This is a genomic window from Nitrospirillum bahiense (assembly GCF_007828025.1).
In the GTDB taxonomy this organism is placed as follows: domain Bacteria; phylum Pseudomonadota; class Alphaproteobacteria; order Azospirillales; family Azospirillaceae; genus Nitrospirillum; species Nitrospirillum amazonense.
The window spans coordinates 106,321-128,993 of sequence record NZ_VITO01000004.1; the positions used below are offsets into that span (position 1 = coordinate 106,321).

A 22,673-nucleotide genomic window follows, 5' to 3' on the forward strand; every position below is an offset into this window, starting at 1 on the left:
TCAGCCGGGCAGCCAGCGGCACCACAGCGCCAGGGTGGCCCGGCGGCCGTAAAGGGCGGCGTGCAGCAGGGCGCTGGTCAGCACCGCCAGCAGGCCGGCGTATAGGACGTCGCTGAAGAAATGGCCGCCCATGCCGATGCGCAGCAGGCCCGCGCCCGCCCCGACGCCCAGCCCGCCATAGAGCCACAGGCGCTGCCGCCGCCGCGCGGTGTAGGCGAAGCTGTGCAGGAAGAAGGCCAGCACGGCATCCCCCGACACGAAGGAGCAGTTGCGCCCGCAATTGGCCTTGGGCGCCGGCAGCACCGGCGGGGTGTAGGGGGCGGCCCCGCCGAACTCCACCACCTGGACGGGGCGGGCGCGGTGCCAATGGTCCTTCAGCACGGCGTTGCCCAGGAGGCCGGGCCCGATGGCCAGCGACAGCAGCAGGAAGCCCCAGGCGCGCACGTCGGCCCCCAGCAGGGGCCGGCGGCGCCAGGCGGTCCAGGCGGTGCCAAGGACCAGCACGCCTGCCATCACCCGGGCGCCCACCTGCACCGCCTCGTGCAGCAGGTTGGCCACTGGATCCGCCCGCCAGGCGAAGCCCCCCTGCGGCGTCCAGAACCAGCCGGCCGCGGCCAAGTCCAGGGTGGGTGAAACCGTCGCGTAGGCCAGCAACGCCGCGAGGCCGATCAACGCCACGAAACTCAGGACGCGGGGAAGGGTTGGGGACGGCATGGCGGCGGGACGATCCGGGAGGATAAGGGGAGGTACCCGTCCGCACATACCATCCGATGGGGGCGCTGTCACCTCGGCATAGGCCGCAAGCGCTAGGGTTCCCGCCAGCTTTGGCCGCTGCCATGCCGCATTCCCGCCCCGATATGATGGGACGGTCCCTGTCGATTTTGTCCGGTTCGGAGCGCCCGGGAGCGGCGTTCCCATCCCCGATATCGAGGTGTACGACCCCATGGCCGTCCTGGAAGAATTCATCCGCAGCAACCGCATCACCGAGGTGGAATGCCTGGTGCCCGACCTGTCGGGCATCGCCCGGGGCAAGATCGTCCCGGCGGAAAAGTTCCTGCGCATCCTGCGGGATCGCGGCTTGCGCCTGCCTGAAAGCGTATTCATCCAGACCGTGACGGGCGACACTCCGAACAACAGCGTCACCAACCCGGAAAACTCAGATGTCTACATGCTGCCCGACCCCGGCAGCGTGCGCTTCGTTCCCTGGTATGAGGCGCCCACCGCCGCCGTCATCTGCGACTGCGTTTATGCCGACGGCACCAGTGTGGACATCAGCCCGCGCTGGGTGCTGAAGCGCGTGCTGGAGCTTTATGCCGAGCGCGGCTGGAAGCCCCTGGTGGCGCCGGAGCTGGAATTCTTCCTGGTGGCGGTGAACAAGGATCCGGACTATCCCCTGGTCCCGCCGGTCGGCCGCTCCGGCCGGCAGGAAAGCGGGCGCCAGGCCTTCGGCATCGACGCGGTCAACGAGTTCGATCCCATTTTCGAGGCGGTCTACGATTACTGCGAGCAGCAGGACATCGACGTCGATACCATGAGCCATGAGGCCGGCGCCGCCCAGATCGAGATCAACTTCAATCATGGCGACGCGCTGAGCCTGGCCGACCAGGTCTTCCTGTTCAAGCGCACGGTGCGTGAGGCGGCCATCCGCCACGGCATCTACGCCACCTTCATGGCCAAGCCCATGCAGAACGAGCCGGGCAGCGCCATGCACATCCACCAGTCGCTGGTGGACGCTAAAACGGGGCGCAACCTGTTCGGCCATCCCGATGGCGGCGACACGCCCCTGTTCATGAGCCATATCGCCGGCCTGCAGAAGTACCTGCCCAGCGCCATGCCCCTGCTGGCGCCCAACGTGAACAGCTATCGCCGGCTGGTGCAGGGGTCGGACGCGCCCATCAACGTCCATTGGGGGCGGGACAACCGCACCACCGGCTTCCGCGTGCCCCTGAGCCAGCCGGAGGCCCGGCGGGTGGAGAACCGCGTGGCTGGCGCCGACGCCAACCCTTACCTCGCCATCGCCGCCAGCCTGGCCTGCGGCTATCTGGGCATGGTGCAGGAACTGGAACCCACGGAACCGGTGAAGGGCACCGCCCACCGCCTGGCTTTCACCTTGCCCCGCCACCAGGGCGACGCCCTGGCCAAGCTGAACGCCAGCCGCCCCTTGCGGGAGATCTTCGGCGAGCGCTTCGTCGCCTGCGTCACGGCGGTGAAGCAAGCCGAGGACGCCGCCTACCAGCAGGTGATCTCCAGCTGGGAGCGGGAGAATTTATTACTTAATGTTTGATGCCCTGCGGGCGCCGGCATCCGCCGGCTTGCCATCCTCGATATCCGGTCCGCTGACGCTCCCCGGAAATCTCCGGCGCCCGCGGTCGCGGGCTACCAGGGGCAGGTGCCCCTGGATTTGTCCCGGGTGACTTAGCGGATGTTGGCCAGGAAGCCGTGCACCTGGCCGCGCAGGCGTTCGGCTTCCACCGACAGTTCGCCGGCGGCGGTGCGCACGGTGTGGGCGACCTGGCCGGTTTCGGTCACCGCCTGGCGGGCGGCGGTCACGTTGCCGGAGACCTGCTGCGTGCCGGTGGCCGCCTGCTGGACGTTGCCGGCGATCTCCGCCGTGGCGGCACCCTGTTCCTCAACGGCCGCCGCCACGGCGGCGGTGATCTCGTTCATGCGGTTCACGGTCTGACCGATGCCGGCGATGGCGTCCACGGCGGCATCCGTCATGCCCTGGATTTCCGCCACCTTGGCCTGGATCTCCTCCGTCGCCTTGGCGGTCTGGGTCGCGAGGTTCTTCACCTCCGACGCCACCACGGCGAAGCCCTTGCCAGCCTCACCCGCCCGTGCGGCCTCAATGGTGGCGTTCAGCGCCAGCAGGTTGGTCTGCCCGGCGATGCCGGTGATCAGCGCCACGATATCGCCCACCCGCGCGGCCGAGGCCGCCAGGTCGCCCATGGCGGTGCTGGTGCGGCCGACTTCGGCCACGGCGCCGGCCGCGATCTCCGACGACTGGGTGATCTGGCGGGCGATCTCATGGATGGAGGCGCTCAGCTCATCCGTCGCGGCGGCCACGGTGGCGACGTTGGCGCTGGTCTGCTCCGCGGCGGCGGCGGCCGAGGTGGTCTGGTCTTCCGCCCGGGCGGCGGCCGTCGTGGCCGCGTCTGCGCTGGCCGCCATCTCGGTCGTGGCGGCGGCGATGCCGTCCACCACCGTCTTCACGCTGCCCTCGAACTCGTCGGCCAGGCGGGCCAGGGCGGCCTTGCGCTCCCGCTCCGCCTCTTCCTTCATTCCTTCCTGGCGTTCGCGCAGGTGCACGGCCTCGGCCGAGCGGTCGCGCAGCACGTTTACCGCCTGGGCCAGGGTGCCGATCTCATCCGTGCGGCTGGTGCCCGGCACGGTGACACTGAGATCGCCGTCGGCCAGGCGGTTGGTGGTGTTGGTAAGGCGCAGCAGGGGGCCGGTGATGCCCCGGCTGAGCCACAGGGCCAGGCCGAAGGTCGCCAGCGCCAGCAGCCCCACCGTGCCGGCGGTGCGGTAGCCGCTGGCCCAGGCAGCCGCGTCCACGTCGTCGATGTAGATGCCGGAGGACACGACCCAGCCCCAGCCGCTGGTCAGCTTGTTGTAGGTGGCCTTGGGCGCCGGCGGCGCGCCCGTCTTGGGCGGCCAGACGTAATAGCTGAACCCGCCGCCCTCTTTGGCGCGCTGCAGCTGGTCCTGGGCGTAGTGGACCCCGTTGGCGTCGACGCTGTCCATGTTGCGCTTGCCCTCCAGCGTGCGGCTTTGCCCGCTGGCCAGTGTCAGGCCCGTGTCATCGTGGATGATCAGGTAGTGGTCGCCGTCGTAGCGGAACGCGCGGGCCAGATCCAAGGCCAGCTCCTTGGCCTTGTCCTCCGGCATTTCACCTGCCTTCGCCTTGGCTTCCAGCGTCTGGATTTGCGATATCGCCGCCTCCACCGCCACGCGGGCGCGGGCCTGCCGCTCCTCCATCAGGGTCCGGCTGGAGGTGACGACGGTGACGGCGCCCAGCGCCGTCAGCGCGATCACGGCCAGCAGCGGGATAAGCAGGATGCGGCCGCTGATGCCGCGCAGCGATTTCAGGAATGACATCGGTTACCACCAGCCAGAAGGGGGCCCAGAAAGGCGCCCGGAAAGGGGTGCGGCTTAACGCCGCCGCTCTAACAGCTGGCTATACCCGGACCTTGGACAAGGCACCGTTGCTATATTGACATCGTTGCCATCACGTTATGGGCGAATGGTTTAAAGAAACCGCCGCATATAAGTGGCATCCGAGCCGTACGACGACACGTCCACTTGTTCATCCAGCACCGGGCTGAAGGCGCGCCGCCGCCAGAAGGCCCCGGAATTATTGACCGACAGCAGCCGCATCTCATGGAAGCCGGCACCCCGCGCATGCGCCGCCAACAGATCCACCGCCACCTCGGCATGGCCCTGGCCGCGCGCGGCGGCGTCGATGGCGATGTCGTGGATGTAATAGATGTCGGCATCCGCCGGCAGGGCGCCCAGCAGGTGGTTCAGCTTGGGCACGCGGCCCCGCGCATAGGGGTGGCTGACCGCGTAGCCGGAAATGGCGCTGTCGGCCGTCTCCAACGTCAGGCAGCCGGCGGGGTAGGTCGCCAGCTTGTCGGCCATGACGTCCAGTGCCTCGAAGAAGTCGACGTGGATGGCGCAGGCCAGGGTGAAGGCGTGGGGCAGGTCGGCCGCCGTCATGGGACGCCAAGGCATGGGAGAGGCACCGGGTTGGACGGAATGGCGAAGCCATGTGCGCCATGGGCGTCACGGCGTCAAGGGGTGGTGGTGGGTGCGCCACCCGGCATGCGCGTTCAAACCGCTGTCTCGCACAATTATGCAGGACCTGACATGTCGCGGCGCCATTGGTGCCGGGACCGGCGCCGGCGCACCCTTCGTTGCGCGGGGATGCCCCGTTGAGCAGGGGCTTTTCAGAGTGGGCCGACTGATCGGGTGCACCCCCGGTGCCAACCCTTTGGGAACCAAATCCATGAAACGCAGTCACCACATCACGTTGGCGGCCCTGGCCGCCGCGACGACGCTGTCGTTGAGCGGATGTGATTCAAAGCATGATCAGGATTGCAAGGCGAACCAGCAGACGGACTGCCGTTCCGGCGGCGGCGGCCATGGCGGGGGCACGAGCTATGTCGCCGGGTCCAAGTCTGGCGGCGTTGAAACCGGTGGTTTCGGCGAAAGCGCCGCCGCCCACGGCGGGGGTGGCGGTGAGGGCGGTGGCGGCCACGGCGGCGGTGGAGGTGGCGAGTAGGGAGGGCCGCGATTATGGAACGCGTTCGCTTCACCCCCCGGGCCGACTGGATCGCCCGCATCGAATCCCAGGGCCTGACCTATCACTCTCTGGGTCTGCCGCCCGGCAGTGAGGCCGACGGCCTGTGGTGGGACGAATCCGCCGCCTACGCCTTCACCGCCGGGGAAGTCGACAGACTGGAGGCCGCGACCAACACGCTCCACCAATTATGCCTGCAGGCGGTGGCGGCCGTGGTGGCGACACCGCGCCTGATGGACCGCTTCGGGCTCAGCCCGGCTTACCGCGCCTATGTCATCGACAGCTGGCGGCGCGGCGATCCCGCCCTGTACGGCCGCTTCGACCTGGCCTTCAACCCGGACCGGGAGGAATTGGCCGAGCCCAAGATGCTGGAATACAACGCCGACACGCCCACCACCCTGATTGAATCGGCGGTGGTGCAATGGTTCTGGTTGCGCGACGTCCTGCCCGATGCCGACCAGTTCAATTCCATCCACGAGCGGCTGATCGCGCGCTGGCGGGAAATTGGCCGGCGCCAGCCACCCGGTGCCCTTATCCACCTGTCGTCCTACGCCGACTATGAGGAGGAGTTGCGGACGGTCGAGTATCTGGTGGACACCGCGCGCCAGGCGGGGCTGAACGCCACCCACCTGCCCATCACCCAGGTGGGCTGGGACAAGGACAAGACGCGCTTCGTCGACGAGGCGGGCCGGCCGCTGGCGCTGTGGTTCAAGCTCTATCCCTGGGAATGGCTGGCGGCGGAGCGCTTTGGCGCCCACCTCCCGACCGCCAACCTGATGGTGGTGGAGCCGCCGTGGAAGATGCTGCTGTCGCACAAGGCCATCCTGACCGTGCTGTGGGACCTGTTCCCCGGCCATCCCAACCTGCTGCCCACTGGCTTCACCGCCGAGGCCGTGGGGCCGGACTGGATCGCCAAGCCCATGCAGGCGCGCGAAGGCGCCAACATCCGGCTTGTCCGCGACGGGCGGGAGATGGCGCATACATCCGGTGGCTACGGGCAGGGGCCGGTGGTCTATCAGCGCGCGGTGGATTTGGCCCGTGACGACGGCCGGCATGTGGTGCTGGGCGCCTGGGTGGTGGGGGATGAGGCCGCCGGCCTCTGCGTGCGCGAGGATCCGGGGCCCATCATCACCGGCGCCTCACGCTTCCTGCCGCACTACTTCCGCTAATCGGAGGCGATGACCGGGGCCGCCTTGCTCCGGTCATCGCATCCTTGTTAGGGTCCACCCCATCGGGCCCCGAACCATTCGGGCGGGGGCCTTTTGGGGCAAGCCTGGGGGGTATCCCGCGTGACCGACACGTCGTCCGGCGTCGACCTGATGCAGATCGTGGCCGTGCTGGGCGCCGGCGTCGTGGCCGCCCCGCTGTTCAAACGGCTGGGTTTCGGTTCCATCCTGGGGTATCTGGCCGCCGGCCTGGCCATCGGCCCCTTCGGATTCCGCATCCTGGCCGATCCGGCGGCGGTACTGCACTTCGCCGAGCTGGGCGTCGTCATGTTCCTGTTCCTCATCGGGCTGGAGATGCGGCCGGCCAAGCTGTGGACCCTGCGGCGCCAGATCTTCGGCCTGGGCGTGGCGCAGGCGGCCGTCTGCGGCGCGCTCATGACCATCGCCGGCGTGCTGGCCGGCTTTTCCCCGGCCGTTGCCTTCGTCGCCGCCATGGGCTTCGCCCAGTCCTCCACCGCCGCCATCATCCAGACGCTGGAGGAGAAGGGGGAGATGTCGACGCCCTTCGGCCAGCGCGCCATGTCCATCCTGCTGCTTGAGGATCTGTCGGTGGTGCCCCTGCTGGCCGTCGTGGCGCTGTTGGCGCCGGAGGCCAGCCACGATCTGCGCGGCAGTTGGGTGGGCGTGGCGGTGGCCGCCGCCGCAGTGGCCGTGGTCATCGTGGCCGGGCGCTGGGTGCTGAACCCGCTGTTCGGTCTGCTGGCCGGGTCCCGGGTGCGTGAGGCGATGACGGCGGCGGCGCTGGCCGTGGTGCTGGGCGCCGCCCTGCTGATGGAAAGCTCCGGCCTGTCCATGGCCATGGGCGCCTTCCTGGCCGGCGTGCTGCTGTCGGGTTCCGGCTTCCGCCATCAGCTGGAGGCGGATATCGAGCCCTTCCGCGGCCTGCTGCTGGGCCTGTTCTTCATGGCCGTGGGCATGTCGCTGGATCTGTCGGTGGTGGCGGCGGAATGGCGCATGGTGCTGCTGGTGCTGGCGGGCTGCGTGGTCACCAAGGCGGCCGGCATCTATGCCGTGGCCCGCGTCTCGGGCGCCGACTGCCGGGAATCCGTCCAGCGTACCACCCTGTTCGCGCAGGGGGGCGAGTTCGCGTTCGTGCTCTACGGCGCCGGCATGGGCGTCGGCGTGCTGGATGGGCAGGTCAACGCCGTCATGACGGCCACCGTCATCCTGTCCATGGTGCTGACGCCCATGACCGTGCGCCTGGTGTGGAGCCTGCTGCCCGAACCGGCGCCGGATACCGCCGGCCTGGCGCGGCCGGATGGCCTCAACGGCGCGGTGCTGATCATCGGTTTCGGCCGTTTCGGCCAAGTGGTCAGCCAGACGCTGCTGGCGCGCGGACTGGACGTCACCATCATCGACACCGATGTGGAGATGATCCAGGCGGCCGCCGGCTTCGGCTTCCAGATTTATTATGGCGACGGCACCAACCTGGACGTGCTGCACGCGTCCGGCGCCGGGCGGGCGCGGGCGGTGGCGGTGTGCGTGGACGGCAAGGACACCGCCAACAAGATCGTGGACCTGGTGAAGTCCAGCTTCCCCCACGCCGGCCTGCTGGTGCGCGCCTACGACCGCCGCCACACCCTGCAGCTGATCGCGGCGGGCGTGGACCTGCAGGTGCGCGAGACCCTGGAATCGGCGCTGGCCTTCGGCCAGGGCGCGCTGGAGTTCCTGGGCCTGCCGGAGGACGAGGCGCGCGAGACGGCGGAGGAGGTGCGGCGCCGCGACCAGGAGCGCCTGGCGCTGGAGCAGGCCAGCGGCCAGCTGGAGGGCTTCAACCAGTTCCGGCCCAGGGAGCCCAAGCCCATGCCCCTGTTCCAGGCCGGCAAGGAGGCGCGGCCGCTCACCCCGGAGACGCGGGAGATCGCGGCGCGGGGCACACCGACCTGATGCCGGGCGGGTGGGCAAAGGTGTTTGTGTTTTCCGGGGTTTGTCCCATAGGGCGCGGACCTGCGCGCAGGGTGTAGTACAAATAGGCGACAGGCCGTCCCCGCTGCTTGACAGGGCCTGTCGCATGGGGTGCAAATGCCGCCGACCAGGGCCTGCAACGGGATACCGGTGGGGCCCGGCCGATTTCCAAGAACGGGGAAGTGGATGAAAAAGAAGCTGGTGCCGCTGCTGGCGGGATTGGTGGTGGCGGTGGCGGGTGCCGCCTGGGCGCAGAGCAAGACGGTCCACGTCTATAACTGGACCGACTACATCGGCGAGACCACGCTGGCCGATTTCACCAAGGCCACCGGCATCCAGACCAAGTACGACGTCTACACCGACCTGGAAACCCTGGAAGCCAAGCTGCTGACGGGCAATTCCGGCTACGACGTCATCGTCCCCACGGCCCAGCCCACCCTGCGCAAGTTCATCCAGGCGCAGGCGGTGCAGAAGCTGGACAAGTCCAAGATCCCCAACCTGAAGAATCTGGACCCGGTGCTGATGGCCCGCCTGGCGGAGGTGGACCCGGGCAACGAATACGCCGCCATCTACCAGTGGGGCACTGTCGGCATCGGCTACAACCCGGACAAGGTGAAGGCCGCCTTGGGCACCGCCACCATCGACAGCTGGAAGCAGGTGTTCGATCCGGAGAACGCCAAGAAGCTGGCCAGCTGCGGCATCGTCGTGCTGGACAGCCCGGCCGACATCCTGCCCTCGGTCCTCAACTATCTGGGCTTGCCGCCCAGCAGCGAGAAGTCGGACGACGTGAAGAAGGCGGGGGAGCTGATGTCCAGCATCCGCCCCTACATCAAGACCTTCGTCCCGTCCGTCATCGATCCGCTGGCCAGCGGCGACGCCTGTGTCGCCATCGGCTATTCCGGCGACGTGCTGCAGGCGCAGGCCCGCTCCGGCGGCAAGGTCAAGATCGACTACGCCATCCCGAAGGAAGGCGCCCAGCTGTGGTTCGACACCCTGGCCATCCCGGCCGGGGCGCCGAACGTGGCCGAGGCCTACGCCTACATCAATTATATGCTGGACCCCAAGGTGATGGCCGGCATCAGCAACGCCGTCTCCTACGCCAACGCCGTGCCGGCCTCGCTGCCCCTGCTGAAGCCGGAGATCAAGGACAACCCCCGCATCTATCCGCCCAAGGACGTGATGGACAAGCTGTTCACCATCAAGCAGTTGGCCCAGCGGGCGGAGCAAGAGCGCAACCGTACCTGGACCCGTATCAAGACCGGCCGTTAGGCCGCCCGGCCAGGGTCAGGGGAACGGGGCGCCGCCCGCCGGGGGCGCCCCTTTTCTTGAGCTTTGGCTTGTTTCACGTTTTTGGCATTTTCGCGCAAAATCGCGCCTGCGAAAAAACGCGCGGCCCAGGGCCGCAGACCCCATAGTTCCTGTGGACAGCGGGGGCGCACCCTGGCATTCAGCAGGTTCGGAACGCTATTCCGGGCAGGCGGTTCCCCCAATCAGGAAGCGCCCATCGGACGTCCGCCATCGGGCCCACTTCCAGCATCGTGATCCGCCGCCTCATGTCCGACGCCCCCGACCCTCGTCCCCGGCCGGCCGCCACCGGTCCCATCGGCAAATCACCGGCCGCCAAATCACCGGCCGTGAAGTTCGAGCCCTGGCATGATCCCGCCGCCAAGCCGTACATCCGGATCGAGAAGGTGACGAAGCGCTTCGGCGACTTCACGGCCGTGGACAATGTCAGCCTGTCGATCTACCGGGGCGAATTCTTCTCGCTGCTGGGCGGGTCGGGATCGGGCAAGACGACGCTGCTGCGCATGCTGGCGGGGTTCGAGCAGCCGACCGAGGGCCGCATCTTCATCGATGGCGTCGACATGGCGGGCATCCCGCCCTATGACCGCCCGGTCAACATGATGTTCCAGTCCTACGCCCTGTTCCCCCACATGACGGTGGAGAACAACGTGGCCTTCGGCCTGCGCCAGGACGGTGTGCCAAAGGATGAAATCCGCACCCGCGTGGCGGAGATGCTGGAACTGGTGAAGCTCACCCCCTTCGCCAAGCGCAAGCCGCACCAGCTGTCCGGCGGCCAGCGGCAGCGCGTGGCGCTGGCCCGCTCCCTGGTCAAGAAGCCCAAGCTGCTGCTGCTGGACGAGCCGCTGGGCGCCCTGGACAAGCGCCTGCGTGAGCAGACCCAGTTCGAGCTGGTGAACATCCAGGAAAAGTTGGGCGTCACCTTCGTGGTCGTGACCCACGACCAGGAGGAGGCCATGACCATGTCCACCCGCATTGCGGTCATGGACCATGGCGCCATCGCCCAGGTGGGCACGCCCACCGAGATCTACGAATACCCCAACAGCCGCTTCACGGCGGAGTTCATCGGGTCGGTGAACATGTTCGAGGGCAACATCGTGGAATCGGAGCCCGATCACTCCCTCATCCGCTCGGCGGAAGCCGGCTGCGACCTCTATGTCACCCACACCGCCCATCTGGCGGCGGGCAGCCACTGCTGGGTCGCCATCCGGCCAGAGAAGGTCAGCATCACCAAGGAAAAGCCGGCGGAGGCCGACGGCGGCCGCAACGTCACGCGCGGCGTGGTGCGCGAGATCGCCTATCTGGGCGACATCTCCATCTACCAGATCGATTTGGCCTCCGGTAAGCGCGTGCGGGCGACCGCGCCCAACGTGACCCGCCGCACCGAGCTGCCCATCACCTGGGACGATGAGGTCTGGCTGAGCTGGCGCCCGTTCGCCGGCGTCGTCCTGACGGACTGAGGGGAGGGCACCCGCCTTGGCCGTACCTCCGCCTTCTGCCGCACCGCAGCCGTCCGCCGCCCTGCCGCCCCTGGCGCCGCGCACTGTGAAGGACCATGTGCTGCGCGTCACCCGCCGCCTGGGCCTCACCGGCCGGGGGGGCGTCATCCTGGGCCCCTACGCCTGGCTGGTCCTGTTCTTCTTCATCCCCTTCCTGATCGTGCTCAAGATCAGCGTGGCGGAGCCGGCGGTGGGCATCCCGCCCTTCACCAAGCTGATCGGGTGGGTGGACGGCGGGCTGGACGTGCACATCCGCTTCAGCGGCTTCCAGGCGCTGTTCGACGACGACCTGTACCTGCTGGCTTATCTGAACTCGCTGAAGATCGCCTTCGTCTCGACGCTGTGCTGCCTCTTCATCGGCTACCCCATGGCCTACGCCATCGCCACGGCGCCGGAGAAGCGGCGCGGGCCGTTGCTGATGCTGATCATCCTGCCGTTCTGGACCAGCTTCCTCATCCGCGTTTACGCGTGGATGAGCATCCTGAAGGACGAGGGGCTGTTGAACAACCTGCTGCTCAGCCTCGGCATCATCCATGAACCGTTGAAGATCCTGTACACGGACCTCGCGGTCTATATCGGCATCACCTATTCCTACCTGCCCTTCATGATCCTGCCGCTGTACGCGACGCTGGAGAAGATGGACCATACTCTGCTGGAGGCGGCGGCCGACCTGGGCGCCAAGCCTTGGAAGGCGTTCCTGACCATCACCTTGCCGCTGTCGCTGCCGGGCATCGTGGCGGGCTCGCTGCTGGTGTTCATCCCGGCGGTGGGTGAGTTCGTCATCCCCTCGCTGCTGGGCGGGTCCGACACGCTCATGATCGGGCGTGAGCTGTGGAACCTGTTCTTCAACAGCCGTGACTGGCCCTCGGCCTCGGCGGTCGCCATCGCCCTGCTGGCCTTCCTGGTGGGCCCCATCATGATCTTCCAGCACTTCCAGGGCCGCGACCAGGACAAGGGGGCCGCCCGATGAAAAAGTCCCGCCTGCCGATGGTGCTGCTGGGCGTCGGCCTGGCCTTCCTGTACCTGCCCATTCTTTTGCTGGTGGTCTATTCCTTCAACGACAACCGCTCGCTGACCGTCTGGACCGGCGCCTCCCTGCGCTGGTACCACGAGCTGATCCAGGATGGGCAGATGCTGGAGGCGGCGTGGCTGTCGCTGCGCATCGCCTTCGCCACCGCCTGCGGCGCCGTGGTGCTGGGCACGGTGGCCGGCCTGATGCTGGCCCGCTTCGGCGCCTTCCGCGGCCGGGCGCTGTTCGCCGGCATGATCTCCGCCCCCCTGGTCATGCCTGAGGTCATCATGGGCTTGGCGCTGCTGCTGCTGTTCGTCAGCGCGGAGCAGCTGATCGGCTGGCCGGCGGGACGTGGGGTGCTGACCATCGTCCTGGCGCACATCACCTTCACCATGTCCTTCGTGGCCGTGGTCATCCAGTCGCGCCTGGTCAGCATGGACGCCTCGCTGGAGGAGGCGGCGATGGATCTCGGCGCGCGGCCGGCCAAGGTGTTCTTCGTCATCACCCTGCCCATCATCGCGCCCGCCATCGTCTCGGGCTGGCTGCTGGCCTTCACCCTGTCGCTGGACGACCTGGTCATCACCAGCTTCGTCTCCGGCCCCGGTTCCACCACCCTGCCGATGATCGTCTTCTCCTCCATCCGTCTGGGCCTGAAGCCGGAGATCAACGCGCTGGCCACCATCGTGGTGGCGGTGGTCGCCACCGGCATCGGCCTGGCGGGTTTCCTGGAGGCCCGCCGCGCCCGCATCCGCGAGCGTGAGGAAAGCCAGGCGGGGCGGGTCTGACCCTCTCATCCAAAGCGCTGATTGCCAGCCTGTAGCACAGGCGGAATACTATTCTTTGCAACCGCCCCGATCCGGGGCGGTGGAGGATCGGACGCCATGACCTACACCCCCGGTTCCCCCGCTGCGGCGGGCTTTGTCATGCCCGGCGAGTGGCACCCGCACGACCGCTGCTGGATGGCCTGGCCCAACCGGGCGGAAACATTTCCCAACGGGCTGGACGCCGCCCGCCGGGCCTATGCCGCCGTGGCCAAGGCCATCGCGCAGTTCGAGCCGGTGACCATCGTGGCCCCGCCGGGGGAGGTGGCCGACGCCTCCATCCTGTGCTCGGGCGCGCCCGTCAGCGTCATCCCGGTGCCACTGTCCGACAGCTGGATCCGCGACAATGGCCCCAGCTTCGTCATCGATGGCAAGGGCGGCATCGGTGGGGTGGACTGGGATTTCAACGCCTGGGGCCGCAACTACGATGATTTCGCGGCCGACACCCAGGTGGCGGCGGAAATCCTGAAGGGCTTGGGACTTCCCCGCTTCAAGGCGCCGCTGATCATGGAGGGCGGCTCCTTCCATGTGGATGGCGAGGGCACGCTGATCACCACCGAGGAATGCCTGCTGAACCCCAACCGCAACCCCGGCCTGACGCGGGGGGAGATCGAGGGGCACTTGCGCGACTTTTTGGGGATTCGCCAGATCATCTGGCTGGGCAGGGGGTATGAGCAGGACGAAACCGACGGCCACATTGATGAGATCGCCTGCTTCATCCGCCCGGGCCTGGTGCTGGCCATGACCACGGACGATCCCGACGATCCCAACTTCGACACCTTCCAGGACAATATCGAGCGGCTGTCCATGGCGACCGACGCCCAGGGGCGGGAGTTGGACATCGTCACCCTGCGCACGCCGGCGCGCCAGGAACAGGCGGGCGTGCGCCTGACCCTATCCTACACCAACTTCTACCTGGCCAACGGCGGCGTGGTCCTGCCCGCCTTCGAAGACCCCATGGACGCGGAGGCCGCCAAGCTGTTCAGCCGCCTCTACCCCGACCGCCAGATCGTGCAGGTCCCGGCGCTGGACATCGTGCGCGGCGGCGGCGGCATCCATTGCATCACCCAGCAGCAGCCCAAGCCCTGACGCGACAACGCCCTTGGTAGCCAAGGAAAAACCTTGGCTGCCCGTGTTGACTCATAAACTCTACATATGTTGATAATGTGCCATTCCCGGTTACGGGGCGGGATGGGGAGAGGGCATGTTCGCCATGATCGGCCTGGGGGCCGTGTTCCTGTGCGTGTTCGGGTCATACGCAGTCGGCGGCGGCAAGATTGCGGTTATCCTGGATGCTCTGCCGGGGGAGGTGGTGACCATCGGTGGCGCCGCCGTCTGCGCCTTCCTCACCGCCAACAGCACCGATGTCATCCGCCATTCCACCGCGGCGGTGAAGCGCATCTTTCGGGGCGCCCGCTACGGCAAGCGCGAGTACATGGATCTGCTGGCCCTGCTGTACCGCATGCTGAGATCCATCAAGACCAAGGGTGTGTTGTCCATCGAACAGCATATCGAAAAGCCGTTCGAGAGCAGTCTTTTCAACGCTCATCCCCTGGTGTTGCGCGACGTGGCGACGGTGGAGTTCATTACCGACTATATGCGCATGTTCTCCACCGGTGTGGACAGCCCGCTGGAACTGGATGCCCTGATGGAACGGGAGATTGAAAAGGCGCGGCATGAGGATTTGCACCCCGCGCACGCCTTTTCTGTCATGGCGGACGGCATGCCGGCGCTGGGCATCGTCGCGGCGGTCCTGGGCGTCATCAAGACCATGGGATCGATCACCGAGCCGCCGGAGGTCCTCGGCGGGCTGATCGGCCATGCGCTGGTGGGCACCTTTATGGGCATCTTCCTGGCTTATTGCATCGTGGCGCCGGTGGCCGCCCGCCTGCGCGGCATCGCGGAGGAGGAGAACCGCTTCCGCCATGTGGTGCGGGCTGCCATCACCGCCCACCTGGCGGGCTACGCCCCCCAGGTGTCCATCGAGGCGGCGCGCAAGGAAATCCCCACTGAACACATGCCCAAATTCTATGAGTTGGAGGAGGCGCTGGCGGCCGTCGCTTGACGGTGGCCGGCCGTACCAAGGAACCGCCCCATGCCCCGACGTCCCAATATCTCTCGTCAAACCCGGCTGCTGTTCGTGGCCTTGCTGGAACGCCCGCTGGACTGGCGCCACGGCTATGACTTGTCCAAGGAGACGGGATTGAAGTCCGGCACCCTATACCCCCTGCTCATGCGCCTGCATGACCAGGGGCTGATGGCCGCGCGGTGGGAGGAGGCTACCCGGCCCGGCCTGCCGCCCCGCCATGCCTATCGCCTGACGGCGGAAGGGGCGGCGCTGGCGCGAGAGCTGGCGCTGCCAGAGGAGAAGGCTGCCGACGGTGCGGATGGGACGGTGCCGGCATGACCGCCCTTGTTGCCCCGCTGCGTCGGCGGTTGGCCCGCGCGCTCACCCGTCACGCAGCCGATAGCCTGCCGACGCACCGCGCCGCCTGGGGGGAGGCCATGCGGGCGGAGGTGGACGGCATGGCCGATGGGGACGGCCTTTTGCGCTGGGCCCTGGGCTGTGTGATGGCGGGGTATCGTGAGCGCCTAGGTACCGCCGCGTCCGTGTCCGGTGGCATGGTCGTACGGATGGTGCTGCTGCCGTTGCTGCTGATCGGTCTCGACGCCGTGTTTGGTGGGCGGACGACGGTGATCCTGCATGCTTTGCCCGGCTGCGGTTTCACTGTTCTGGCCGGTGCCTGGGCGGTGATGGCCATCGGCCGGCGCAGGGGGGATGACGGCGTGATTGCGGCCCTACGCGTCGTCCTGGCTGGCTCAAGGCAAGCGCGGCTGGGGCCGGATGAGCTGGAGAACTTCTTAGCCCAACTGATGGCGGCGCTGTGTCAGGGCGACAGTCCGGATCTGGTGCGACGCGAATTGAGCCTGCCGCTCGGCCGGTCGATGTTCGGCGCCTATCCCACCCTGCTGCACGATCCGCATGTGCGGATGGTGATGGCGGCCGGCCTGGCCAAGCAACCGCTTGGGCCCGTGCTGGAAGGCATCCAGGTGGCGCGGTCGCGGCCTGAGGCGGTGTTGCGACGCTATGGTGATGCGTTGGTTTGGATGGGGCTGGTGACGACGCTGATGGGTGTCATGAAGGCGCTGGACGTGCTGGGCCGACCGGAGGTTTTTGGCCCTTTGGTGGCCGGGGCTCTGGTGGGTATCGGTTTTGGCCTAGTCTGCGCCAAGGGGGTGGTGCGCCCCCTAGCGGATCGGTTTGCCCACGATGTCGAGGATGACATGGCGGTCTATCGCCGCATTGGCGCCGCCCTGGCCGCCGAGGTGCGCTGAAGGTGCGCCTCGTCTGGCGGCCAGGGTGTGCGGTCGCTCATCAATTGACCGTCGTCTGGGCCTGCTGCAGCGCGCCGCTCAGGTTGGTGACGCAGCGGTCGTAGGCTTCCGTGCCGGCGGTCAGGCCGGCTTCGGTGCAGGCGGTCTGGCTGCGTTGCTCGTGCATCTTCTTGGTCATGGACAGCGTCTCCTTGAGGCTGGCGACGCAGGCGGCGTACTGGGTGTCGGCGGGGCTGACGTGCAGGGCGTCCTGGCAGGCGCGGTCGATCGACGGATGCACGGTGACGGTCGGCGTGGCGTCGGCGGCCAGGACCGGCTGGGCGGCCAAGGCGACCAGGGCGGCGATCGCGACAACGGAAGATTTCAACATAGCATGATATCCTTCAGGGTTGGGCGTGCCACGCATCCGGCACGCTATGGGTGTGTGAGTCTTTTGTAAGGGTAGGGTCGTTTACTGGATTGGATAATTCAGTTGTTTATGGAACAATCACTGATGTTATTTTTGTGAATATTTGTACAATCCGGCTTTCTTTTTATATTCCCGCTGGACTGCCACCATTAAGGCACCTGACTCAAGGATACGGATGGCAGCTGCCTGATTTTGCGTTTGGATTCGGCGCGGCGGCGGGCGCATCGTCCTAGGTGCCGCTGGCTGTCGCCGGCGTCAGTCAATGGAAAGCATCCACCATGATCGTCCGGGACCGGCCCGGCCTGCTGCGGCTGTTCTTCATCCTGCGGGGCTCCATCGTTCTGCGCATCCTGCCCCAGGTGCTGGTCATCTTCGTGCTGTCGGCGGGTGTGGTATGGGTGCGCACCACCCATCCGGGCTGGGCGCCCGCCTTCAATGGCGCGCCCTTTGCCTTGCTGGGCATTGCCTTGTCGGTGTTCCTGGGCTTCCGCAACAACGCTTGCTACGACCGCTGGTGGGAGGCGCGCAAGGATTGGGGGCAACTGCTCTATGCCGTGCGCGACCTGGGCCGGCAGACGCTGATGCTGGACCGGGACGGCGCGCCGAGAGCCGCGCGGCGCCAGCTGTTGCGCCTGGCCATGGCCTTCGGCCACGCCCTGGTCTGCCATCTGCGGCCCGGCGGCGACGCCACCAAGCCCCGTCGCTTCCTGTCGGCCGGCCAGTTGGCGGGCTTCGAATCCTCCCGCAACCGGCCGGATTTCCTGCTGCGCCAGATGGGCCAGGTGCTGGCGGAGCTGCTGGCCGGCGGCCATGTCAGCGACATCCAATACACGGTGCTGGAGGGCACGCTGGGTCGCATGTCGGCCGTCCTGGCGGCGTGCGAGCGCATTCGCAACACGCCGGTTCCCTTCGGCTACACCTTGTTGCTGCATCGCACGGCCTATCTGTTCTGCTTCCTGCTGCCCTTCGGCTTCGCCGACGTCCTGCACTGGGGCACGCCCTTCATCACCGGGCTGGTGGCCTACACCTTCTTCGGCCTGGATGCCTTGGGGGACGAACTGGAGGAGCCGTTCGGCACCCGGCTCAACGCCCTGCCCATCGAGGCCCTGGCCGACACCATGGAGATCAATTTGCGCGAGGCCTTGGGGGAGACGGACCTGCCATCCCTGCCGCAGCCCAAGGGCCACGTGCTGATGTGACCGCCGGCGGCCCGCGCCCTGGAATAGGGCGCGGGGCCGGAAGGTGGTCAGTTCGGGGCCAGCAGCACTTGGTTCAACGCGCCGTCCAGGTTGGCGACGCAACGGCCGTAGTCGGCGCTGCCGGGAGCCAGGCCCACGTCGGCGCAGGCGGTGTTGGCGGGCGTCTGCGGCTGGGTGCTGGTGGCGCGCGCCTGGGTCAGCGTGGCGACGCAGGCGGCGTAGCCGCTGTCGTTGACGGTCAGGCCCAGGGTCTGTTCACAGGTGTGCTGGATGGTGGTGGCCTCGGGGGTGGCGGCCGGGGCGGCGAAGGCCGGGGCGACCAGGGTGGCGGGGCCCATCAGGGCGGCGGCGACGGTGATCCTGATCGACGCAGACAGAGTCCGGGTGTTCATGGCCTAAGCTCCTTTAATTTGACATCGCGTTGAGGGGGTTTGGTTTTTCCCGCACTGGGGATGCCAATAAGACGCCGGCCGGGTCGCTTTATTCCCGGGCACGCAAATTTTTTTGAATTTTTTTGAGGAGCGGAAAAACTCAGCCTTCCACGAAGGCGCGCAGGCGGGACAGCGCGTCGTCCCACTGTGCCGATACGGCGTCGAGATAGCCGCGCGCCGCCGCCACCGGCTCCGGCTGGAAGGCGAAGCGGCTTTCCCGGCCCACCCGCACGCAGGCCACCAGGCCGGCATCCTGCAGCACGTGCAGATGCTTGGTTACCGCCTGGCGGGTCAGGGTGGTGTCGGCCGACAGGGCGGCGATGGACCGCGCGTGGCCATCGCTGAGGCGGGACAGCAGGGACAGGCGGGTGGGATCGCCCAGGGCGGCGAAGACCGTGGCGGGGTTGGCGGCGGGGTTGGCCGCCGCGACGGCCTCAGTCATCCAGCGGCCCCTCGATATGGGCGCGGATGTTGTGCGCCTGGGCCGTCCACCCGCCCTCGTTCATGCGCAGCGCCTCCACCCGGCGATGGTCGGGCAGGGTGTCGAAGCCGCTTTCAGTGATGGTCAGCAGGGTGCCACCGTCCCGCTCCTCCAGCTTGAATTCCACCAGGGTCGGTGTTTCGCTGGAATAATCCTTCTCCGGATCCACGGCATAGGGATGCCAGGTGAAGGAGAACAGGTGCGGTTCCTCCATCCGCACCACGGTGGCCCGCCACTTCACATGCTCATAGCCGGGGTGGGTGATACGGCCGGTGGCGTCCTGCCCTGGAACGAAGGGCCCGTCCAGCTTGACCCTGAACCAGGTGCCGAATTCATCGTGGTCGGTCAGGGCGCGCCATACCCGGGCGATGGGGGCCTTCAATTCGATATATTTGCGAATATGATCGGACATTTTGCGCAACCTCCTGGTTGCTGTTTTATAGCCTGCCCAAACAAAAACGGCAACCTGGTGGTTGCCGTTCTGGTCCAGTAACCGATCTGTATAAGCGCGGGGGCGACGTTTGGTTCGCCGCCATGCCCGAGAAAGCTCAAATCTTCGTGCGCAGCTGCCGTCGCGCCTCGTCCGCCAGGGGGTGCAGCGCCTGGGCCGAGGCGTCGGCCACCAGGCTGTAGCCCATGCCGCGATTGCACCAGGTGACGCCGCCGACATCGTCCTTCTGGTGTTCCGTCATGGGGGCGTCGCCGTCCTGCTTCATGGGCCGCACCAGCATGGCGATGCGGTTGCCGCTGCTGTCGTCGTAGAAGAACATGGCGCCCGGGCCGTGGGCGGTGGCGACCAGGCGCCCGCCCATGAACCGGTAGCCCGAGGCCGACAGGTCGGGCACCGCCACCTTGCGGTCCAGCCGCTGCGACACCCAGCGCAGCAGCTGCTCCTGCTCGCCCGCGTGCATCTCCACCGGTCGCGCGGCGTCGGCGGCGTAGACGCGGTAATTGTCCATGGCCTCCTGCGTCAGCATGGTCTCAGGGTTCATCGACGCCTTGCCGGCGGTGATGCCGTGCATGGACCAGCCGCCGGCCCCGCCGATCAGCACCAGGGCCACGGCGGCGGCGATGTTGCGCCAGGGGCCGGCCCCCGGAGCGGACAGCCACGAGCGCGCCTGCCGGTGTTGCCGCGCCTCGACCAGGCGGGCCAGGTTCAGGTGGTCGGGCACCGGCTCTTCCGCGATGGGGGCCAGGGCGGCGCGCAGGGCCTCACGCTGGGCGGCGTAGGCGGCCACCCGCCGGGCGGCGTCGGGGTGGGTGGACAGGTACTCCTCAACCTCCTCCCGGCGCCGCTCGTCCAGGGCATGGTCGACGTAGGCCTGGAAATCTTCCTCGGTGATGGGGCGGCCGGCGTTCATTTCACTCTCCTGAAAATTCCAGCGCCGAAAACGGGGCGATGGATGGTGGCGCCGCCCTTCGCAGTCTCCTGCGCGGGGGCGCCCTCCATCTTCTGCAACAGCTTTTCCCGCGCCCGGGCCAGGCGGGACATGACGGTGCCGATGGGGATGTCCAGAACCCGCGCCGCTTCGGCATAGGTCAGGTCTTCCACCGACACCAGCAACAGCACGCTGCGCTGATCCTCCGGCAGGGTTTGCAGGGCCTGCATCACATCGGCGTGGTGCAGCGCGTCCTCCTGCGTCGCGGGCCGGGCGATCATGGCCTCATCCACCCCGTCGTCCAGGGTGACGTGGCTGCCGCGCCGCCGGTTCTGGCGCATGTGGCTGACGGCCAGGTTGTGCAGGATGGTGAACAGCCAGGTGCGGGCGTCACCGTCCTGCCGCCGCTGGTGCCAGCGGGTGATGGCCCGCTCCAGACAATCCTGCACCAGATCGTCCGCCGTGGCGTGATCCTTCACCAGCGCCCGGGCGTAGCGCCTGAGCGGAGGAATCAGCGGCTCGACCAGCAGCATCATGTCGTTCATGGCACGCATCCCTCGGTCCGGAGTCCACCGTCAGCGACGGGTGCGCCAGGCCGCCATGCTCTGGAACACGCCATCCCTGAAAATGAGGCCATGCATCAGGGCGGCGGACAAGTGGGCGATCACCGTGAGGAACAAAGCGTACGCCAGATAGGTGTGCAGGTGGCGCAGGGACGCGTACAGCCCCCTGTCCGGCGACAGCAGCGGCGGCAGGTGCACGGCACCCCAGACGGTGATGGGGTAGCCGCCGGCCGACAGCATGGACCAGCCCACCAGCGGCAGGGCGATCATCAGGGCGTACAGCACCAGGTGCGACAGGTGGGCGACGGCCTTCTGCGGCGCCGGCATGTCCGCCGGCAGCGGCGGCGTGCCCCTGGTGGCCCGCACGGCCAGGCGGATCAGCACCAGCAGCAACAGGGTGACGCCCACCGACTTGTGCAGCGGCACCAGCCAGTTGTGGCTGGCCCCGACGGTGGAGACCATGCCCACGCCGATGAACAGCATGGCGATGATCAGGACGGCCATCAGCCAATGCAGCAGCCGGGCGGCGCCGCTGAACGTGGTCGACTTCATTGCGCGGACTCCTTGGCGGCGGGCTGGCTGGCAGCGGGTTGATGGGTAGCGGGGGCGGGGAAGGCCTTGTCGGTGGCCAGCGCGCTGGCGGCCGCGGGTTCACCCGTGCGGCGGGTGTAGCCCACGGCGTAGACGGAGGAACGTGCGGCCAGCAGCGGATCGTCGGAGGGCGACACGCCGGCGGGCAGGATGGTGGGGTCGAAGTTCACGTCGCGGCAGGGGCCGTCATCCTCGGTCACCGCGCGGTCGATGGTCAGGGTGCCGACCTCCACCCGTTGGCGATCGTCCGGCCAGGGCTTGGTGGCGTCGTCCGTGGGGTCGCCGGCGTTGGGCAGGATGACGGACAGGTGCCAGACCAGCGGGCCCTGGGCCAGGCGCCCGGCGACCTCATCGAACAGGAAGTCGCGCGGGCGGTCGGCCAGCGTCGCCTTGTCCAGCTCTTCGAACGGCGCCTCGGGCGTGAAAATCCAGCGCACCACCCGGGTTTGGCCCTGGTCGTTGGTGAAGCGGAAGGCGTCGACGCTGTTGTAGTTGGCGTTGGCGAAGCTGCTGGGCAGGGGGGTCTTGGCCATGTAGTCGGCGAAGGCCTTGGTCTCCGGATGCTGGGCCATATAGGCCTGCACCTTGGCCGGGTCGGGCTTGCCGGTGGCGGGATCGGGCGTGGTCGCCAGCTGGAAGTCCAGGAACGCCTGCGGCGTGGCCACGGGGAACACGGGCACATGGTTCAGCGCCATGCGCCATTGTTCGCCCCGCGGCAGGTCGAACTTCAGCGCCAGGCTGTGGAAGGTGATGCGGCCATCACCGGCGTTGGGTACGCCGCCGGCCAGCGAGAAGCGGCCGATGACCGGGGTGGTGGCCTGGCGGAACAGGCTGGCCTTGCTGAGGGCAAGGCCTTGGCCGTTGCCGTCGAAATGGCCGACCACGCATAGCCCTTTGGCGTGGGCGCGACGGAAGCCCTCATGTTTGCCGTCATGGCCCTCCAGCGCGTTCACGATCTGGGCCGGCTGCAGCCGGCCGGGCGTCAACCAGCCGCCGGCATAGGCGAAGGCGGCGGTGGCCCCGCCCGCGACGGCGGCGATGGCCAGCAGCGAAACCAGGCTGCGGCGGCTGAGGATGTCCTGAACTCTATAGCCAGGCATGGGCGGGGTCCCTTTCGGCCGTGGAAACGGGCCCCCAAGGGGGCCGCACCCCCCATTGACGCCGCCGCCGGTGGATTATTCCAGGCGGGGCGAAAATTTTTTACCGAAGCGACG

Annotated in this window: 24 protein-coding genes; 13 read left to right on the plus strand and 11 right to left on the minus strand. The window is 67.8% G+C overall.

From position 1 onward, the window contains the following. Positions 1–714, minus strand: a complete 714-nt coding sequence (locus tag FBZ88_RS07315) for a phosphatase PAP2 family protein (RefSeq protein WP_186464258.1) — start codon at positions 712–714, stop codon at positions 1–3. A 229-nt stretch (positions 715–943) separates the two neighbouring features. Between FBZ88_RS07315 and FBZ88_RS07320 the strand changes: the two genes are divergently transcribed. Then, complete coding sequence (locus FBZ88_RS07320; RefSeq protein ID WP_145616098.1) at positions 944–2,284, plus strand: glutamine synthetase family protein; 1,341 nt, start codon at positions 944–946, stop codon at positions 2,282–2,284. Positions 2,285–2,415: 131 nt separating this feature from the next. Here the strand turns inward: FBZ88_RS07320 and FBZ88_RS07325 are convergent, their stop codons facing one another. Together FBZ88_RS07325 and FBZ88_RS07330 are read right to left on the minus strand one after the other, a co-directional pair. Then, the gene (locus FBZ88_RS07325; RefSeq protein WP_145616099.1) at positions 2,416–4,101 is read right to left on the minus strand and encodes a methyl-accepting chemotaxis protein; all 1,686 of its coding nucleotides are present in this window, start codon (positions 4,099–4,101) and stop codon (positions 2,416–2,418) included. A gap of 150 nt (positions 4,102–4,251) precedes the next feature. Beyond that, the gene (locus tag FBZ88_RS07330; RefSeq protein ID WP_145616100.1) at positions 4,252–4,737 is read right to left on the minus strand and encodes a GNAT family N-acetyltransferase; all 486 of its coding nucleotides are present in this window, start codon (positions 4,735–4,737) and stop codon (positions 4,252–4,254) included. A gap of 274 nt (positions 4,738–5,011) precedes the next feature. Here FBZ88_RS07330 and FBZ88_RS07335 point away from each other — a divergent pair, with 274 nt between their 5' ends. The 11 genes from FBZ88_RS07335 (at position 5,012) to FBZ88_RS07385 (ending at position 16,406) form a co-directional block, all read left to right on the plus strand. Beyond that, positions 5,012–5,287: a hypothetical protein gene (locus FBZ88_RS07335; RefSeq protein WP_145616101.1), complete on the plus strand. Its 276-nt coding sequence runs from the start codon at positions 5,012–5,014 to the stop codon at positions 5,285–5,287. A 14-nt stretch (positions 5,288–5,301) separates the two neighbouring features. Then, positions 5,302–6,474: a glutathionylspermidine synthase family protein gene (locus FBZ88_RS07340; protein WP_145616102.1), complete on the plus strand. Its 1,173-nt coding sequence runs from the start codon at positions 5,302–5,304 to the stop codon at positions 6,472–6,474. A gap of 120 nt (positions 6,475–6,594) precedes the next feature. Then, entirely contained in the window at positions 6,595–8,418 is a 1,824-nt protein-coding gene (locus tag FBZ88_RS07345) for a monovalent cation:proton antiporter-2 (CPA2) family protein (RefSeq protein ID WP_145616103.1), read from the plus strand. Between the two features lie 204 nt (positions 8,419–8,622). After that, positions 8,623–9,705: a polyamine ABC transporter substrate-binding protein gene (locus FBZ88_RS07350; RefSeq protein ID WP_004272791.1), complete on the plus strand. Its 1,083-nt coding sequence runs from the start codon at positions 8,623–8,625 to the stop codon at positions 9,703–9,705. A gap of 365 nt (positions 9,706–10,070) precedes the next feature. Further along, a complete protein-coding gene (locus FBZ88_RS07355) occupies positions 10,071–11,198 on the plus strand; it encodes an ABC transporter ATP-binding protein (RefSeq protein ID WP_004272792.1) in 1,128 nt (375 codons plus the stop codon). 97 nt (positions 11,199–11,295) lie between these two features. Then, the gene (locus FBZ88_RS07360) at positions 11,296–12,207 is read left to right on the plus strand and encodes an ABC transporter permease subunit (protein WP_145616406.1); all 912 of its coding nucleotides are present in this window, start codon (positions 11,296–11,298) and stop codon (positions 12,205–12,207) included. Beyond that, complete coding sequence (locus FBZ88_RS07365) at positions 12,204–13,034, plus strand: ABC transporter permease subunit (RefSeq protein ID WP_145616104.1); 831 nt, start codon at positions 12,204–12,206, stop codon at positions 13,032–13,034. Before FBZ88_RS07360 ends, FBZ88_RS07365 begins: the two co-directional genes overlap by 4 nt. A gap of 96 nt (positions 13,035–13,130) precedes the next feature. Then, complete coding sequence (locus tag FBZ88_RS07370; protein WP_186464259.1) at positions 13,131–14,159, plus strand: agmatine deiminase family protein; 1,029 nt, start codon at positions 13,131–13,133, stop codon at positions 14,157–14,159. A 115-nt stretch (positions 14,160–14,274) separates the two neighbouring features. Beyond that, complete coding sequence (gene motA / locus FBZ88_RS07375; protein ID WP_088871686.1) at positions 14,275–15,135, plus strand: flagellar motor stator protein MotA; 861 nt, start codon at positions 14,275–14,277, stop codon at positions 15,133–15,135. Positions 15,136–15,165: 30 nt separating this feature from the next. Continuing rightward, positions 15,166–15,477 carry a PadR family transcriptional regulator gene (locus FBZ88_RS07380; protein WP_145616105.1) on the plus strand — a complete coding sequence of 104 codons (312 nt, stop codon included), beginning with the start codon at positions 15,166–15,168 and terminating at the stop codon, positions 15,475–15,477. Next, positions 15,474–16,406: a MotA/TolQ/ExbB proton channel family protein gene (locus FBZ88_RS07385; protein WP_145616106.1), complete on the plus strand. Its 933-nt coding sequence runs from the start codon at positions 15,474–15,476 to the stop codon at positions 16,404–16,406. Before FBZ88_RS07380 ends, FBZ88_RS07385 begins: the two co-directional genes overlap by 4 nt. A 40-nt stretch (positions 16,407–16,446) precedes the next feature. Here the strand turns inward: FBZ88_RS07385 and FBZ88_RS07390 are convergent, their stop codons facing one another. Further along, positions 16,447–16,776, minus strand: a complete 330-nt coding sequence (locus FBZ88_RS07390; protein ID WP_145616107.1) for a hypothetical protein — start codon at positions 16,774–16,776, stop codon at positions 16,447–16,449. Between the two features lie 317 nt (positions 16,777–17,093). Here FBZ88_RS07390 and FBZ88_RS07395 point away from each other — a divergent pair, with 317 nt between their 5' ends. After that, positions 17,094–18,014, plus strand: a complete 921-nt coding sequence (locus FBZ88_RS07395) for a bestrophin family protein (protein ID WP_145616108.1) — start codon at positions 17,094–17,096, stop codon at positions 18,012–18,014. 47 nt (positions 18,015–18,061) lie between these two features. Here FBZ88_RS07395 and FBZ88_RS31280 read toward each other — a convergent pair whose 3' ends face one another. The 7 genes from FBZ88_RS31280 to FBZ88_RS07430 form a co-directional block, all read right to left on the minus strand. Then, entirely contained in the window at positions 18,062–18,406 is a 345-nt protein-coding gene (locus tag FBZ88_RS31280) for a hypothetical protein (protein ID WP_145616109.1), read from the minus strand. 139 nt (positions 18,407–18,545) lie between these two features. Continuing rightward, positions 18,546–18,887: an ArsR/SmtB family transcription factor gene (locus tag FBZ88_RS07405; RefSeq protein WP_145616110.1), complete on the minus strand. Its 342-nt coding sequence runs from the start codon at positions 18,885–18,887 to the stop codon at positions 18,546–18,548. Next, positions 18,880–19,338 carry an SRPBCC family protein gene (locus tag FBZ88_RS07410; protein ID WP_145616111.1) on the minus strand — a complete coding sequence of 153 codons (459 nt, stop codon included), beginning with the start codon at positions 19,336–19,338 and terminating at the stop codon, positions 18,880–18,882. Before FBZ88_RS07410 ends, FBZ88_RS07405 begins: the two co-directional genes overlap by 8 nt. Positions 19,339–19,474: 136 nt before the next feature. Beyond that, entirely contained in the window at positions 19,475–20,287 is an 813-nt protein-coding gene (locus tag FBZ88_RS07415; RefSeq protein ID WP_145616112.1) for an anti-sigma factor family protein, read from the minus strand. Continuing rightward, on the minus strand, positions 20,284–20,850 hold the full coding sequence (locus tag FBZ88_RS07420) for a sigma-70 family RNA polymerase sigma factor (RefSeq protein ID WP_145616113.1): 567 nt from the start codon (positions 20,848–20,850) through the stop codon (positions 20,284–20,286). Before FBZ88_RS07420 ends, FBZ88_RS07415 begins: the two co-directional genes overlap by 4 nt. Before the next feature lie 30 nt (positions 20,851–20,880). Further along, positions 20,881–21,420, minus strand: coding sequence for a cytochrome b (locus tag FBZ88_RS07425; protein ID WP_145616114.1), 540 nt, complete (start codon positions 21,418–21,420; stop codon positions 20,881–20,883). Next, positions 21,417–22,559, minus strand: a complete 1,143-nt coding sequence (locus tag FBZ88_RS07430; RefSeq protein ID WP_145616115.1) for a catalase family peroxidase — start codon at positions 22,557–22,559, stop codon at positions 21,417–21,419. The genes FBZ88_RS07425 and FBZ88_RS07430 overlap by 4 nt, the downstream gene beginning before the upstream one ends. Between the last annotated feature and the right edge of the window lie 114 nt (positions 22,560–22,673).

What these genes read in the sequence shown, in the direction of transcription:
- FBZ88_RS07315 (WP_186464258.1), bottom strand. Translation starts at nt 714, where the DNA reads ATGCCGTCCCCAACCCTTCCCCGCGTCCTGAGTTTCGTGGCGTTGATC.
- FBZ88_RS07320 (WP_145616098.1), top strand. Translation starts at nt 944, where the DNA reads ATGGCCGTCCTGGAAGAATTCATCCGCAGCAACCGCATCACCGAGGTG.
- FBZ88_RS07325 (WP_145616099.1), bottom strand. Translation starts at nt 4,101, where the DNA reads ATGTCATTCCTGAAATCGCTGCGCGGCATCAGCGGCCGCATCCTGCTT.
- FBZ88_RS07330 (WP_145616100.1), bottom strand. Translation starts at nt 4,737, where the DNA reads ATGCCTTGGCGTCCCATGACGGCGGCCGACCTGCCCCACGCCTTCACC.
- FBZ88_RS07335 (WP_145616101.1), top strand. Translation starts at nt 5,012, where the DNA reads ATGAAACGCAGTCACCACATCACGTTGGCGGCCCTGGCCGCCGCGACG.
- FBZ88_RS07340 (WP_145616102.1), top strand. Translation starts at nt 5,302, where the DNA reads ATGGAACGCGTTCGCTTCACCCCCCGGGCCGACTGGATCGCCCGCATC.
- FBZ88_RS07350 (WP_004272791.1), top strand. Translation starts at nt 8,623, where the DNA reads ATGAAAAAGAAGCTGGTGCCGCTGCTGGCGGGATTGGTGGTGGCGGTG.
- FBZ88_RS07365 (WP_145616104.1), top strand. Translation starts at nt 12,204, where the DNA reads ATGAAAAAGTCCCGCCTGCCGATGGTGCTGCTGGGCGTCGGCCTGGCC.
- FBZ88_RS07370 (WP_186464259.1), top strand. Translation starts at nt 13,131, where the DNA reads ATGACCTACACCCCCGGTTCCCCCGCTGCGGCGGGCTTTGTCATGCCC.
- motA (WP_088871686.1), top strand. Translation starts at nt 14,275, where the DNA reads ATGTTCGCCATGATCGGCCTGGGGGCCGTGTTCCTGTGCGTGTTCGGG.
- FBZ88_RS07380 (WP_145616105.1), top strand. Translation starts at nt 15,166, where the DNA reads ATGCCCCGACGTCCCAATATCTCTCGTCAAACCCGGCTGCTGTTCGTG.
- FBZ88_RS07385 (WP_145616106.1), top strand. Translation starts at nt 15,474, where the DNA reads ATGACCGCCCTTGTTGCCCCGCTGCGTCGGCGGTTGGCCCGCGCGCTC.
- FBZ88_RS07390 (WP_145616107.1), bottom strand. Translation starts at nt 16,776, where the DNA reads ATGTTGAAATCTTCCGTTGTCGCGATCGCCGCCCTGGTCGCCTTGGCC.
- FBZ88_RS07395 (WP_145616108.1), top strand. Translation starts at nt 17,094, where the DNA reads ATGATCGTCCGGGACCGGCCCGGCCTGCTGCGGCTGTTCTTCATCCTG.
- FBZ88_RS31280 (WP_145616109.1), bottom strand. Translation starts at nt 18,406, where the DNA reads ATGAACACCCGGACTCTGTCTGCGTCGATCAGGATCACCGTCGCCGCC.
- FBZ88_RS07405 (WP_145616110.1), bottom strand. Translation starts at nt 18,887, where the DNA reads ATGACTGAGGCCGTCGCGGCGGCCAACCCCGCCGCCAACCCCGCCACG.
- FBZ88_RS07410 (WP_145616111.1), bottom strand. Translation starts at nt 19,338, where the DNA reads ATGTCCGATCATATTCGCAAATATATCGAATTGAAGGCCCCCATCGCC.
- FBZ88_RS07415 (WP_145616112.1), bottom strand. Translation starts at nt 20,287, where the DNA reads ATGAACGCCGGCCGCCCCATCACCGAGGAAGATTTCCAGGCCTACGTC.
- FBZ88_RS07420 (WP_145616113.1), bottom strand. Translation starts at nt 20,850, where the DNA reads ATGAACGACATGATGCTGCTGGTCGAGCCGCTGATTCCTCCGCTCAGG.
- FBZ88_RS07425 (WP_145616114.1), bottom strand. Translation starts at nt 21,420, where the DNA reads ATGAAGTCGACCACGTTCAGCGGCGCCGCCCGGCTGCTGCATTGGCTG.
- FBZ88_RS07430 (WP_145616115.1), bottom strand. Translation starts at nt 22,559, where the DNA reads ATGCCTGGCTATAGAGTTCAGGACATCCTCAGCCGCCGCAGCCTGGTT.